Source organism: Legionella israelensis, assembly GCF_004571175.1.
Taxonomy (GTDB): Bacteria; Pseudomonadota; Gammaproteobacteria; order Legionellales; family Legionellaceae; genus Legionella_D; species Legionella_D israelensis.
In genome coordinates, this window is record NZ_CP038273.1 from 1,796,665 (window position 1) to 1,810,534 (window position 13,870).

Genomic DNA, 13,870 nt, shown 5'->3' on the forward strand with positions numbered 1-13,870 from the left:
GCATGAATTTAATAAAAATGAGCGATATTGATCTGACGGATAAGCGAGTCTTGATTCGTGAAGATTTGAATGTTCCGGTTAAAGATGGCTTCATCACCAGCGATCAGCGCTTACAAGCCGCTCTTCCTACTTTAAAAACAGCCTTGGATGCAGGGGCTGCGGTTATGGTTTTATCCCATCTGGGGCGACCGGAGGAAGGCAAGTTTGAAAAACGATTCAGCTTGCAAGCTGTTGCAGATTACCTACAATCTCATCTTGATTATCCCGTTCGCTTTGTGAGTGAATATATACAGGGGCTGGATGTCAATCCAGGAGAACTAGTGGTTTGCGAAAACGTTCGCTTTAATCGGGGAGAAAAGGAAAACAATGAAATTTTAGCCAGGCAATTGGCTAATCTTTGTGATGTTTTTGTCATGGATGCTTTTGGAACCGCCCACAGAAAACAAGCCTCGACCTATGGTGTGGCTAAATATGCGCCTATTGCCGTTGCCGGCCCGTTGTTATTGCGCGAGATCGAAGCTTTACAGCATGTACTTAAAGATCCGGAAAAACCAATTGTTGCCGTTGTAGGTGGAGCCAAAGTCTCATCGAAACTCAGCCTGCTAAAACAAATGGTCAGTATGGTGGACTATTTAATTCCTGGTGGAGGTATTGCCAATACTTTTCTTAAAGCCAAAGGACATGAAATCGGCAACTCCCTCTGCGAAGAAGATTTACTTGAGGAAGCACGAGAGATTCTGTCGATAGCTGAGCGCAATGGATGCCAAATCTATCTGCCTACCGATGTGGTGGTGGGTAAAACAGTCAGCGAAAGCTGCCCTGCCTTTAATAAATCACTTGCCAATGTAGCTTCGGATGACATGATATTGGATATAGGCCCAGATACTGTCAGTCATTATATAGATCTCATCAATGAAGCAAAAACCATTATTTGGAATGGTCCGGTGGGGGTGTTTGAATACCCGCAGTTTGCCTATGGAACACGCGCGCTGGCCATCTCTATTGCTCAAAGTAATGCTTTCTCCATCGCCGGTGGAGGAGATACGCTGGCAGCCATTGATCTTTATGATCTTAATCAACAAATTTCCTATATATCTACTGGCGGCGGGGCTTTTTTAAGTTATCTCGAAGGAAAGACTTTACCCGCTGTGGCCATTTTACAAGAAAGAGCACAGGAATATGCTTCGTCGAACTAAAATCATTGCTACCGTTGGCCCTTCATCAGCATCAGAGTCGATTTTGCGCGAAATGCTGTCAGCCGGCGTGGATGTACTGCGCATTAACTTTTCTCATGCCAGCGAATCGGCTCTCGGTTTAATCCAATCTGCCCGCAAAATAGCTAAAGAACTGAAGCATCCTTTAGCTGTCATGGCTGATTTGCAGGGTCCAAAAATCCGAATCGGCCGATTTAAACACCAATCAGTAACCTTGGTCAACGGACAAAAATTCACCCTCAATTGCCAGAATAAGCACCTGTTAGGAGACAGCAAACAGGTGTTTGTGACTTATCCCGACCTCTGTCAGGAGGTCAATATTGGCGATCGGCTATTACTGAGTGATGGATTGATCGAGCTGGAAGTAGAGTCGGTTCAGCAGACTGAAGTCCATTGCCGTGTCATAGACGGCGGCGTTTTATCGGATTTGAAAGGATTAAACCGTAAAGGGGGTGGCCTGGCCGCTCGAACCTTAACCGATAAGGACAAGGCTGACATGGAAATTGCCGTGAATGCCAAAGTCGATTATTTAGGATTATCCTTTGTGAAGGATGCTCAGGATATTCGCCATGCCCGTGAGCTTTTATGTCAACTACAGGCGGAGCCAACACTCATCATTGCCAAAATTGAACGCAGTGAAGCGCTGGAACACTTAAATGAAATTATTCAGGAAGCCGATGCCATCATGGTAGCAAGGGGTGATTTAGGTGTGGAAATTGGAGCTGCAGAAGTGCCGGCTATTCAGAAGCGAATCATCAGCCAAACACGGCAAATGGACAAAGTGGTCATTACTGCCACTCAAATGATGGAGTCAATGATACATAGCCCACAGCCTACTCGCGCCGAAGCTTCGGATGTAGCGAATGCCATCCTTGATGGCACAGATGCGGTCATGCTTTCGGCTGAAACAGCAACCGGCGAATACCCCGTTAAAGTTATTCAAATGGTGGACAAAATTTGCATGAGCGCGGAAAAACATGCCGAATTTCTTTATCAGGCGAACATGGATTCCTTTCATTACCAGAGTACTGATCATGCCATTGCCATGGCAGCCATGTACACCGCTAATCATTTTCCGGTGAACGCCATTATTGCTTTAACCGAATCTGGCGCAACAGCCGTGTGGATGTCAAGGCTACAAAGTGCCATACCTATTTTTGCCATAACCGCCAATGAAAGGACCGTCGCCCGCTTAAGCCTGGTAAACAATGTTTTTCCTATTTATCTTGATTTTCGTTCATTTAAGCTTGCACAACTCAATCAGGATGTCATTCAATATTTGGTGGAAAGTGGGCGATTAAAAAAAGATAGTCAGGTGCTGGTAACCAGAGGAACAACTATCGGCAAATCTGGTGGCACCAATTGTATGGAAATCATGTCTGTTTAAAGCCTGCCCCATTTTCTTTGCTCCAATCTAACGCTGCTAAGACTTAGAAAGCCTTCTTTTAAAATTTATCTTTTATTGATGAACAGGTGATTTTGCCTACCCATCTACTAAAACGATATTTAACACCAGGTGTGACTATCTATTTGTATATCTACAATTCTATGAATTATTCATGTTACATAGCTTGCGTTCAAGTCTTCTAAGAAATACTGTGTGTAACATGAGTGAATTAATAGATGCATTTGATTTGTACGGAATAATGACGTACAATTTATTAAATAGATAGATTTGGAAAGTATTATGAAATATTCAGATATGGAATTAAACAAAACAGCAAGAATTGAAGCGCGGGTCCTTCCCGAAGATAAGCAGCTATTTAGAAAAGCAGCCACCTTATCAGGGCGTAGTAGTTTATCAGATTTTGTTATTCAAACACTAAAGGATGCGGCACAAAAAATTATCAAAGAGCATAAGATTATCGAGCTAACCAAAACGGATCAGGATCTTTTCGTGAAAAGCTTAATTGAGGATTCAAAACCAAATAGCAGGTTAATAACTGCAGTAAAACATCACAACAAAATAGTCAAAGAATAAATGCGTCATAATGCAAGTTTATAAGATAACTCTCTTAGAGAAAAGTCATATAAAATCTGATTTTTCTTGTGGTATAGAAGAGCTGGATAACTATTTAAAACATACAGCAAGCCAGGATATAAAACGAAGGATAGCGGCTGTCTATGTTTTAACTGAGGAGCAATCGGATGTTGTATTAGGATTTTATACTCTTTCGTCCACAATTATTCCATTAGATGAGCTGCCAGGAAGTATATCGAGAAAGTTGCCAGGCTACCCTCTAATTCCTGCTACTTTAATAGGTCGTTTAGCTTTGGATAAAAAATATCAGTTTAAAGGTTTGGGGCAAATTTTATTGGTAAATGCTTTAAAAAAATGTTTTATCAAGAGCAAGGAAATCGCCTCAATGGCTGTTGTGGTTGAGGCTAAAAATGATAAAGCAAAATCATTTTATGAAAAGTTGGGTTTTATCCCGTATGTAGATAAAAAAGACAAGCTTTTCATCACCATGAAAACAATCAGCAAAATAGCTTTTGATGGATAATTTTCTCATTAAATTTTATATTAAATTTAAGCATTGTGCGGTGAAAGAGAATAAACAACCCTCTTTCAATAATTTTTTATTTTTTGCAGAGACAAAGTCCCAAAGTCTCAAAGAGGATATTGAGCAGACATATGAGGATACTAATACGAAAAAAATGGATTAATTTTTTAGAAGGCGCTAGGATAGATAAGAATACCTCAGGAGGCCAAAAAACACGAAAATATGCAGAAAAAAGAGTTCATATCATCTCAGCCAAAGAAATAGGCTGCTAGTATTACGCTTTTTGTTTGATTTTGCCTCGTACTTCTCGATTTTACTCGTTTATAAAGCATTAAAACTCCGAACGGGCTTTTTTATTATGCTATGCCAAATTATTTTTGTATACTCTGAACCACCATTTTGCTGAGATAAAGAAGGGGCGGGGAAGATGTTTGAATGGCTCTATATCCTGTTTAATTCAGAACAAGAAAAACTACCGTCCGATCCCTTGTTTGATGATCTTGGCTTGCCGATAAGAGATCAGATTTTTGATTATCTGAATCTGAAAGATATAGGCAGACTTGCTCAATGCAATTCGACATTGAATCGTTTTTTTAAAGAAAGCAACAGGCAATTTGCATTCCAATTTAAAGGAAAAAACCCTGAGAAAAGCACTTATAAGCAAGTAATTGCTCAGTTTCGACAGTACCAGGAAACACTCGACTCCGCCGAAAAAACATGTTGGAAACCTCTGGCAAACGGCATTGACAGAACAGACACTTGTTGTGAAAGTCTTTTTTATAACGAAGAACCAGAAAATTGCAATCCTGCCCCAGGAGTTATCATTGGGTGATTCAGCGTGGTTGGTGGATGCACCGGTGCAGCGACAGGAGGTGCCCTTGGGGGAGTGGAATCCGCTGTTTTATTCTCACTGGTGGGTGCTTTTGGCGGCTGTGGGGGAGGGGTATTGTTTATGTTTTGCCTGGCTTGTGCGTATGAATATCTTCTGCGGCCTTTAGATAATTTCTCAGAGAAACAATTAAAGAAAAATGAAAAAAAAGTAAAGGAGCTCCAGGAAAATCAACCTGTTCTGAGCTATCCATAACTTCAAATGTCCATTAGTTTTTATAGGATATGGCAAGAGCAATTGTCAATTGATACTTTATCCCGAATGTTCCTAACAAGCTATTTTTTTAAAATATTTTTTCGGAGATTGAGATGATCTGAGAAATTTTCGGGATGAAATATCTAAATATATGACATACGATAAAAGGACTAAGTTTATAATAATCATTGGGATAATAGATGGTTGTGATAGAAAAAACTTAATGGGCAGGTAACTAATTCCAGAAAGATTCGAACAAATGATAGCTAAATAACCAATTTTAAAACCCCATTTCCTAACTGCAAATAGTCCGATTGCTGCTATCAGATTTAAGATGAAAAATAAAGCACCCATTATAACAAAATATAGGGTCCAACCCATCCATCCGTTCAATATATCAGGCTGCTGAAGTATCAGCTGAAATGGTATTACAGGTACTTTCCAGTGAATGACCAGTGTTAAAACCATTAAACAAGAAACGAGCCGACATCCAAACAGAATTTTTTTCATTGAAATTTTTCCAATAGTTTATAGTATATATGATTATCATACTTATAAAGAGTGAAACATTGTTGAGCATTTTTTTCAAACGCTGCGCGCCATGGAAGGCTGAAAGCCGAGGCGCGTAGTCCGCGATAGGCTGCGATTTTTTTAAACAGCCCGAAGGGATGTTAAAAAAATCTTTCTGCAGCCGTTAAGTCATTGGTGAAGGCGTACGCTTTGCTCGTTCAGAGCAAACGTGCCGTAACAGGACGCTCGCGGCCCAAACACTTCGCGCGTTGGCGAGTCGATTTTGGTGACTTGGATGTCCCAAAATCTTTCATGAGGTAGCGCGACTCTTGTTGGGAAAATGTCTGGCCGCTATTTGGAGCGCTAATTGCTTATGATCTTGTATTAATTGGACCAATCATCTTTTCTATAATTTTCCAGGATGTGATGCCGATTACTTCTCCTCGACGTCTTTATAGCTATGGAATTGCTGTTATTATTACATTTTTAATGGTTGTGTATTATTCGATGAAAAAAGGACGCCAACGAAAATTAAACAAAGGCTAAAAGTGATCAAAGCAATGCCCCTAATTTATTATTGATCTTGCCTTTAATTTCAATGTGAGTTTTCAATAAAAAAGATTGAATTGCAGTCTTTTTATTAAATGTTTCAATTTTTCTCTGCCAAATTTCTCTATCAGATAAGTTAACTTGTATTGGTACCAATAATAGATATCGAATAACACCATCGATACAGATACTTAACACCTTATAATCATCTTCTTTGTAATACATTATTCCAAGATAAAGACCCAATCGCTCTTGGAATAATTTTACGTAACATCGCTTTATTGATGGTTTGAACTTCATTAGAGAAATATGGCTATAAAATTTTTCATTGCCCTATGTATTTTCCTTGGTTTCTCTTATTATTCGAACATTGTGTATATGAATCTTGGTGCTGCAAATATATCAATTTGACTAAAACTAAAACTAAGGCTAGGGCAGAACAAGCGCATCTAATTTTTGATCACAAAAAGCCCTATCTGCTGTGCTTTATGCGCGACATCCAAACGAACTCATATCAAGTGCTGTGTTGGATTCCTTGCATAAAGCGATGAATTGAACATGTTGATTTTATATTGTGCCACTGGATGCGTTTACCCTGATGCCAGGGGATGCATGTCGATATATGAGATATCACATAAAGAATGCCTATCTATCGCATCCATTTGTTTTCGCCTATGGCCTTACGAGGTTTTGAAGCCGTCATAAGACCGGTCAGAGGAGAGCATTTATTGCATGCTTTGAATTTTTTTCCGTAACTGGGGATTTTGTTGTATCTGTTGTGCAATTTGATTGTATTGTTGAGGGGTTAACCCATTGTTTTTAACGGCTTCATTCATCTCTTTATAAGCTTTTTGCTCCAGCTGTTGAGCATCTTTTCCTTGATTAGCTTGAAGTTTTTGCTGATATTTTTGTTGAATTTGCACGAGCTCTTTATAAGTTTTAACAAATTTGTTCAGATCTCCTTCACTGATTTTTGTAGCAGATGGATTGGATGGCGCAGTTTGCTGCATGGTGTTGGTATCAGCAGCAGCCAATATTGAAAATGAAAATCCTGTTATAAATGATAAAAGCAGTATTATTTTTTTCATGAATTGTTTTCCTTAATATTTTTGATTAATTAAAACGGATTATCAAACCGTCCATTCTGAACGTAGCTTATCAAAAGACTTTTTTCAAATGGCAAATAGCGGTGGATTTTCGACAAGCCTTTCATGTTTCTTAAGTTAAGCCGTTGCTTGCCAATGGCCTGCAAGCAGATTATATTCTTAATCTTCCACTCTAAAATATTAGAAATGACTAAAATAGCGCTTTACCTGGCTGGAGGTGGAGCCCGAGGAGCCTATCAGGCTGGGGTTCTTAAAGCAATCAGTACAATTCTAAGCTCAAAGCAAATTCCTTTTAATATACTCACAGGAGCCAGTGTCGGCAGCATTAATACCGCCGTGTTAGCTGAAAATGCACTGGATTTTTTCGCCGGTGTTAATAAGTTAACTGAGTTATGGGGTGATATTACTTGTCCGCAAATTTTTAAGACCAGTAATTATGCACTCAGTAAGACGGTCATACGTAACATGAGCAGTATGCTTTTTAAGCAACGGTTATTAGGGCATATTCTTGATACCTCGCCTTTACGTGTATTTCTTAATAACGTCATTGATTTTGTGAATGTGGGAAGTGCCATTAAAAATAAGCACTTAGAAATGATTGAAATCATCAGCAGTTGTTATGAAACTCAAAAAACCATATCCTTCTACCAACATCATGCAGAAGATTTTGCGGATTGGAACCATCCACTTCATAGTAGTCAACGGGTTAACCTGGAAATGGAGTATTTTCTGGCCTCTACTGCTTTGCCTTTGTTCTTTCCGCCTTCAAAAATAGATGGTTTTCATTATGGAGATGGTCATTTAGGGTTAGAGGCGCCACTTCGTGGAGCAATCCATTGTCAAGTTGATAAAGTTTTAGTTATTGGAAATCGGCAATTAAAGAAAGATGAAGCAGACAAATTACGCGACGGTGACATTGATTTTTCACGTGTTTTAAGTGGCATGATAAACGGCTTGTTTTTAGATAATCTCGATCGAGACATTGAGATGATTAACCACATGAACAATATTGCCCGCTTGTTACCGAGGGAAAAACAACAGCAATCGCCCTGGCGAATCGTTGAAATTTTACATTTACGGCCAAGTGTGGATATAGCGGCCATTGCTCAGTCGCATTACAACAGTATTCCAATGTTATTACGTCTTTTGCTTAATTTTCTTGGTGCTAAACGTCATTCCGGTGATTTACTGAGTTTTCTCTTATTTGAAAAAGAATTCACCCGCGAGCTAATCAAACTGGGCTTTAACGATACAATGGCAGTACAGGACTCTGTTTCCACCTTTTTCGCTGCCTAGCCTAACGATCAGAATATTTACAGGATGAGGAACTAGAATCCTTATTGCCGCATATTTCTTTTTTTCCCGAGTGGGGTATAAAAAGCAGTCTGGTGATGTAAAAGCAATGTTCATTTCACGAAATATTCACAGAGTTATCCACTGAATTTGTGAATAACAAAGGGCAATTAAAATGAAAAGTAAGGCCATGGTGGCCCTGAGCTTTAAGCATGGTTCAATGAAAATCAGGATGAATGATGAATACACTTATCCACAAAAATAGAGAGTCATGTTAACTGCCGTTCTCGATGAGTGATTTTATTATGCAACAGAAGATATTTGTGAACTGTCTTTTGATAAATTTGATTATGGGTCGCTCAGGTGCTGGAGCGGATTTTGTCATAGGAGCAGTTAGCTTTTTCAAGATAACAAGGTTGTGGTTGATTTTTGTCTCAAATTGACCTTGAGGACGCTTTCATGATACATAATTTTTTACTTTTTTAACTCATGTTATGCGCACAGCATTTTTTAGAACATTTGGACGCTTTTTGGAATTTTAAAGCGCAATTTACATGGAGTAAATGAGCATTTGAAATTCCAAAATGCGTCCAAAAAGGCAAAAAAGACGAAGCTGCGTAACATGAGTTATTTAAGTGTTTGTCATAGACTTGGAAACAACCGAGGTAATTTTCTTAAAAGGAGTTTTTCATGACCGGTTTTTTTGAAACCATTTCCAAACATCTTTCTATCCGAGCATTTTCTTCATCAAGCCCGCATCGCAATGCTGAGCGTGCCTGTGGTGCTACCCAGGTTATTGCTTCCAGCGTTCAATCCCTTTCACCAGCCACACTCGTTCCGGCCAAATTTGCCCAGAGCTTAATCTCTTTTTATACCATTTTTCGGAGTGATACGCATGCAAGTGAAAAAACATTACATGTTTTGCAAGGACTAATTGCATTAACACAGCTGAGTCTTGCCGCTATTTTGTTATTTCAAGATTTGGATTGTAATGAAGAGGAGGAATTTATCTGCACCGCAGCATTTTTAATGGATCTCCTGTATGCCGGTACTCTCGCAACAGGCTGGGTGCCCAGCGAATTCTCGAAAGATCCTTATTTAACTCCCGAGGCAAAACATGGTGAAAAAATGGCAGATAAAAGCCAAGACGAAGATGAGGAGGAAACAGAAGAGGAAGACAATTCCCTTCGAGTGTAAATTGCTGAAATAAGATAAGTGCTCAGCCCTGTTTCGGGGAACGGCCATAACTTGAATTATCTGTTTGTGTCGTCGCCAACATAGCGGGTTGAGCTATTACAAAAATTTGTCCGTATTGTGTTATTTACAAGCCAGACCACCAAGAGTTTTGGCTGCTTTCTTCTTGGGCACACATGTTTTGCATCGCCCACGTTGCTGCAATTCCTGTTGTTATCACCCCGATGGTAAATATACCCCAATTGCGCAGTGCTTTTGAGGAGTTGGCTTTGTTCGTTTTATCTAAAGTCGCTACGTTGAACCATTTAAAATCCTCCTTTGCAAGCTTACTCTCAGGGTATTTTTGCAAGAATTGTTCTAATAATTGCTTAAATTCCTTTTTATCTTTTTTCTCATATTCTCTTGCTGTATCTTTATTCAATTGCCTGGTACTTTTTTGCAGTGGAGAGTTTTCTAAAAAATCTTTTGACAATTCATATTTCTGCTTAATTTCATTTCCAATTTCTGGGTTGTGGTATCTTCCATTGGGAGCGGCATGTGTTTGCATAATTTTTAAACCATGACCTAAGTTGTAATTTGAGCCAAAATCCTTTCTGTTTGGGTTTTCTTTAAGCTTGGTCGCTAAATCTAAAATAAGAAATGCAATTTCATGACTATCCTGCAAGTATTGTTTCTGAAATGGGGAAAGTAATGTTTCATTAATGTCAGGCAAAGGTTCATTGCTGCAAATCCCTTTCAACTCCTCCAACTGGCTGGAGACTCGCTCATAAACGGTATTATGAATTTTATTATCATCCAATAACCATCCGGCACGTCCACGTAAATATTCACAATTTAAATAAAATTTAAGGTTTTGTGCAAAAGCCAGCAATTCTTTATCATCCACTTCGTCTAACGACAACACATGATTTAAGTGAGTTAAAAGCTCGCCTACTTGCGCCTGAATTAACGCCGCACTAATTTTTGCGTCCGGGCCAACGCCAGCTGTGGCCAATTGTTTATATTTTTTAATCTGTATATCAATCAGTCTAAAACTAAATTCAATTAATTCTTTTGCATTGATTATCACATTTGCTCCTTGGAAAATCTGACTTTGATCACGAGCAATAATAAAAACAATCAAGGAATAAGTCACGAGCTCTTTTAAGTAATATGAGAGTAATAAAAGACACTAAGTGGAACAAAATAAAACCACCTATATGTTTGATAAAATTTTATCTGAAGTAATAAATGAAAAAATGCTGTCTATCATAACCACAGCTTTGCAAAAGAGCTGTGGTTATATCAGGTTTCTTACTTATTTGGTGCTAGTGTAGCTAGGACACTCCGGACAAAACAAACCACAACTGGTTACCATAGCAGTGGAACCAACAAGTACTAATAATAATGCTATTGTTTTCATAATAGCCTTCCTTATTTTAAATTGTAGTTAGTCATTTTCAGTACATCTCAGACCCCAACGACAAGTTATGGTTGCAGAACCAGGAATACAAACTGGTTTGTTCCCATTTATAGCTTCCTTGCGTTAGTGGCTACGACTTAATTATACACATAGATTTAAAAACAAACAAATTGTTCTTGTAAAAAACCTTACATCTAAAGTTTTTAAAATTTAATGGTTAATGGAGAAGTTGGCAGAAGTTCAACGATATGATGTAAACCTTTTTCTTCAGCCAGTTGTAAAGCAGTTTGACCCTTACTGTTCGTTATACTTGTATCACAGTTTAAACCTAACAAAAATTGAACCACTTCTATTTGATCACCTTCAACAGCAGCATGTAAAGGAGTGAACCCATTGTCTTTACCTTGTTTATGGATATCGATACATTGACCTTGCTTTTGTTTCTCTTCATAAAGCAATTTTACATAGTCTATACCAACGTAAGCCGCCATATGAAAAGCTGTAAACCCATCTTTATTCGCTATATCTATAGTTGCGCCGGCCTGAATCAATTGTCGGGCTATGTCTAACCGCTCTAATCTAATGGCAATCATTAACGGTGATTCGTTTTCGCTATCAAAAATATCCAGATTTGCTCCATGGGCTAACAAGAAATCAAGTCTATCCATTTGACTATTATCCGAGGAAGTGCAGACGATTTTTGTTGCAAAAGACACAATGGTGCCTTTAATTTCCGTGGTTTGTGCTTCTTCTTTTTCTTGATAGGTTATCTCAGTATTAATATCAGCGCCCTTGATGATAGCCGTTTGTATTGACTTCACATTATTTTGATTGAAAGAGCTCTGAAGAGACAGTGTTAATTTATCTTTCACATCCCTATTGGTTTTGGCTAATTGTTGAGTGGTTGTATGTATACATCGATCAAGCGAGGCATTTACCTGGGCCGTTTTTTTGAAAAATTGAAATGGAATAAATGAGGTTATATGTAAGATAGTTTCCTCAGGCAAAATTTCCATTGAAGGTTTGTTCTTATCTATCGGCATAAAAAATTCCCGTACGGTTTGAGCAAAAAATTATATATAAAATTAAATTCAGGTAAGCAACCGGCTGCAACTTAAATTATTTGACGGGAACCCTTCTTACAGGTTCTGTAGGTGATTGCTGAACAGAGGATTTGGCAGATAAGTCAAACTCTGCTTTCGCAGCAAACAATCCCAATTGACCATAACCTTTAAGCAGGCCGTTTGTGTCAGCTAAACCGGCGGTCAAAGCGCCAATTTGTAAGCCATCCACTTCAAGATCTTTTTGAGTCAAAGTTCCCGTTATGCTGCCATGCACTGAGCTCACTTCGTTGTATTGTTGATAGGTGCTGCCTAATATTTGTCCGTTAATGGACATCCCATAGCATTGTAATACATTTATACTTTGGCTTATCGCAAAATTGAACAAGAACCGGTTTGATGCAGCATCATACATCATTTGAATGGAGACTTGATTGATCCGTTGTAAGGCGTGAAAAGCATAAAAGTGCATATGCACCTTTTCATGTTTTTGTTGAGCATCAAATTCTTGCTCCTGTAACTCTTTCGCAAGCTCCTCATCTGTCTTTGGGCTTGTCTTCATTTCAGGCTTTGGTAGTTCATTGGCTTGCAAACGAAGGGCAAGATGATAATCGTTTTCCTGCAATTTTTGTTCTTGAATATGTTTGGCGATTTCAGCCTCCGTTAATCCGGGATAATAAATCTCTTTAAGCTCATTAACATGAATGCCCAAATTCCCTGCCGCTTCTTCGATTTGAAGACGTATGGCCAGGGCTTTATCGTTTTCACTAACATGCAGTTTAAGGGGTTGTGCTTCAGTCTCGCGAGTTGAGGCGGCTGGCTTCTTTGAATTTGAAAGAGGAAACTGCTCCGCTATCTTTTTAACGAAACCTTCACCACGATTGGCACGTATCATCTCCTGAGCTTCAATGGCTCTTTTACGAGCTTGAACATTGCTCCTTGTTTCATCAGTCTTTTTTTCGAAATCCTGGATGCGCTTTTTTACATTCACATTGGCATCTTGTAATTCTTTGGCGACTTCAAATTGTCTGATGCGCCCTTTTACATTGACATGACTATCTGAAATAATTTTTTGCGCTTCCTGAGTAGAGGGGGATGTACGCTTATTTTCAGAGTCGCTCTTGAGCAATGTTTCTTTTAATAGGACTGAATCAGGTTTTGTTTCCTCAACAAGAGAGGAAGACTTACTTGTTTTCGTAACTTTTTTTAGGTTTTCCAATTCATCTTCATTCAATTCTATTATTTTATTCTGAAAAGGATCAGTGTAGGTTTCTTTGGGTTCAATGTTCATTTGTCTTAATTGAGCAATAACCTGTTCTTTAGGCTGTAGAGGTGTTGTTACGAGAGGCTTTTCCTCCTGTATCTTAACCGCTTCATGGGATAAATGGATGATATTTGGCTTGTCCTTATGACCCGTTGTCATGCCGAAGGTTAACAAGGTGGTCAGGTATTCATTATTTAAATTTTTGTAATTATCCAGAGCGATATTACCTTCCGACAGAGCTCTTTTAATGGTGCTTGCTAATTCTGCATCAAGGCTTTTTAAATAAATTAAAAACGCTCTCTGTTGCCTCAGATAGTTTTCTTTGTAGGTTTGAATTTGTTGATCGCTGGAAATGCTTTGGCCTGAATAATTAAAAACGGCCAGATAATAATTTGCCCGGGCCAGCAGCATGTCACGTAATTGGGCCTCCAGGGCGGGATTCTTATGTTTCTTAAGTTGTGTCACCGCCTTAATCATATTATCTTGCTTGGTGAAAAAATGACCGCCATGCTCTTTTTTACCATGCGCTTTCACTTGATTGCTGATAATGGTATAAAAATCAGATTGTGGTAGAAGATGAATGGGCTTAAATTTTGGCATGATTTGAATCACCTTTTTGTACTTATCATTAGAGAGCAGAACATACTTTACCTGCTTTACATTAAGATAAAATTAAGTATAAATTTTTT

The 13,870-nt window shown here is 38.7% G+C and carries 12 protein-coding genes; 8 read left to right on the forward strand and 4 right to left on the reverse strand.

All coding sequences use genetic code 11. The annotated features are described in order from the left end of the window. Positions 1 to 2: 2 nt before the first annotated feature. The 6 genes from E4T55_RS08085 to E4T55_RS08110 all read left to right on the forward strand — a co-directional run bounded on the left by E4T55_RS08085 (position 3) and on the right by E4T55_RS08110 (position 4,802). The gene (locus E4T55_RS08085) at positions 3 to 1,196 is read left to right on the forward strand and encodes a phosphoglycerate kinase (RefSeq protein WP_058502038.1); all 1,194 of its coding nucleotides are present in this window, start codon (positions 3 to 5) and stop codon (positions 1,194 to 1,196) included. Continuing rightward, positions 1,180 to 2,601, forward strand: coding sequence for a pyruvate kinase (gene pyk / locus E4T55_RS08090; protein WP_058502039.1), 1,422 nt, complete (start codon positions 1,180 to 1,182; stop codon positions 2,599 to 2,601). Before E4T55_RS08085 ends, pyk begins: the two co-directional genes overlap by 17 nt. A 300-nt stretch (positions 2,602 to 2,901) precedes the next feature. Then, positions 2,902 to 3,195, forward strand: a complete 294-nt coding sequence (locus E4T55_RS08095; RefSeq protein ID WP_058502040.1) for a type II toxin-antitoxin system TacA family antitoxin — start codon at positions 2,902 to 2,904, stop codon at positions 3,193 to 3,195. A 10-nt stretch (positions 3,196 to 3,205) separates the two neighbouring features. After that, on the forward strand, positions 3,206 to 3,718 hold the full coding sequence (locus E4T55_RS08100) for a GNAT family N-acetyltransferase (RefSeq protein ID WP_058502041.1): 513 nt from the start codon (positions 3,206 to 3,208) through the stop codon (positions 3,716 to 3,718). A 427-nt stretch (positions 3,719 to 4,145) separates the two neighbouring features. Beyond that, positions 4,146 to 4,550 carry a hypothetical protein gene (locus E4T55_RS08105; protein WP_058502042.1) on the forward strand — a complete coding sequence of 135 codons (405 nt, stop codon included), beginning with the start codon at positions 4,146 to 4,148 and terminating at the stop codon, positions 4,548 to 4,550. A gap of 6 nt (positions 4,551 to 4,556) precedes the next feature. Continuing rightward, positions 4,557 to 4,802 carry a hypothetical protein gene (locus E4T55_RS08110; protein ID WP_058502043.1) on the forward strand — a complete coding sequence of 82 codons (246 nt, stop codon included), beginning with the start codon at positions 4,557 to 4,559 and terminating at the stop codon, positions 4,800 to 4,802. Between the two features lie 1,784 nt (positions 4,803 to 6,586). Here E4T55_RS08110 and E4T55_RS08115 read toward each other — a convergent pair. Next, on the reverse strand, positions 6,587 to 6,949 hold the full coding sequence (locus tag E4T55_RS08115; protein ID WP_058501064.1) for a DUF4168 domain-containing protein: 363 nt from the start codon (positions 6,947 to 6,949) through the stop codon (positions 6,587 to 6,589). 204 nt (positions 6,950 to 7,153) lie between these two features. Here E4T55_RS08115 and E4T55_RS08120 point away from each other — a divergent pair, with 204 nt between their 5' ends. Both E4T55_RS08120 and E4T55_RS08125 read left to right on the forward strand, forming a co-directional pair. Next, positions 7,154 to 8,263, forward strand: coding sequence for a patatin-like phospholipase family protein (locus tag E4T55_RS08120; RefSeq protein ID WP_058501066.1), 1,110 nt, complete (start codon positions 7,154 to 7,156; stop codon positions 8,261 to 8,263). Positions 8,264 to 8,950: 687 nt separating this feature from the next. After that, entirely contained in the window at positions 8,951 to 9,457 is a 507-nt protein-coding gene (locus tag E4T55_RS08125) for a hypothetical protein (protein ID WP_065235971.1), read from the forward strand. Positions 9,458 to 9,581: 124 nt separating this feature from the next. Here E4T55_RS08125 and E4T55_RS08130 read toward each other — a convergent pair whose 3' ends face one another. From E4T55_RS08130 to E4T55_RS08140, 3 genes are all read right to left on the reverse strand, one after another. After that, positions 9,582 to 10,589: a hypothetical protein gene (locus tag E4T55_RS08130; protein WP_058501063.1), complete on the reverse strand. Its 1,008-nt coding sequence runs from the start codon at positions 10,587 to 10,589 to the stop codon at positions 9,582 to 9,584. Between the two features lie 470 nt (positions 10,590 to 11,059). Then, complete coding sequence (locus E4T55_RS08135) at positions 11,060 to 11,899, reverse strand: ankyrin repeat domain-containing protein (RefSeq protein ID WP_058501062.1); 840 nt, start codon at positions 11,897 to 11,899, stop codon at positions 11,060 to 11,062. Between the two features lie 76 nt (positions 11,900 to 11,975). Next, positions 11,976 to 13,781, reverse strand: a complete 1,806-nt coding sequence (locus E4T55_RS08140; RefSeq protein ID WP_058501061.1) for a hypothetical protein — start codon at positions 13,779 to 13,781, stop codon at positions 11,976 to 11,978. Between the last annotated feature and the right edge of the window lie 89 nt (positions 13,782 to 13,870).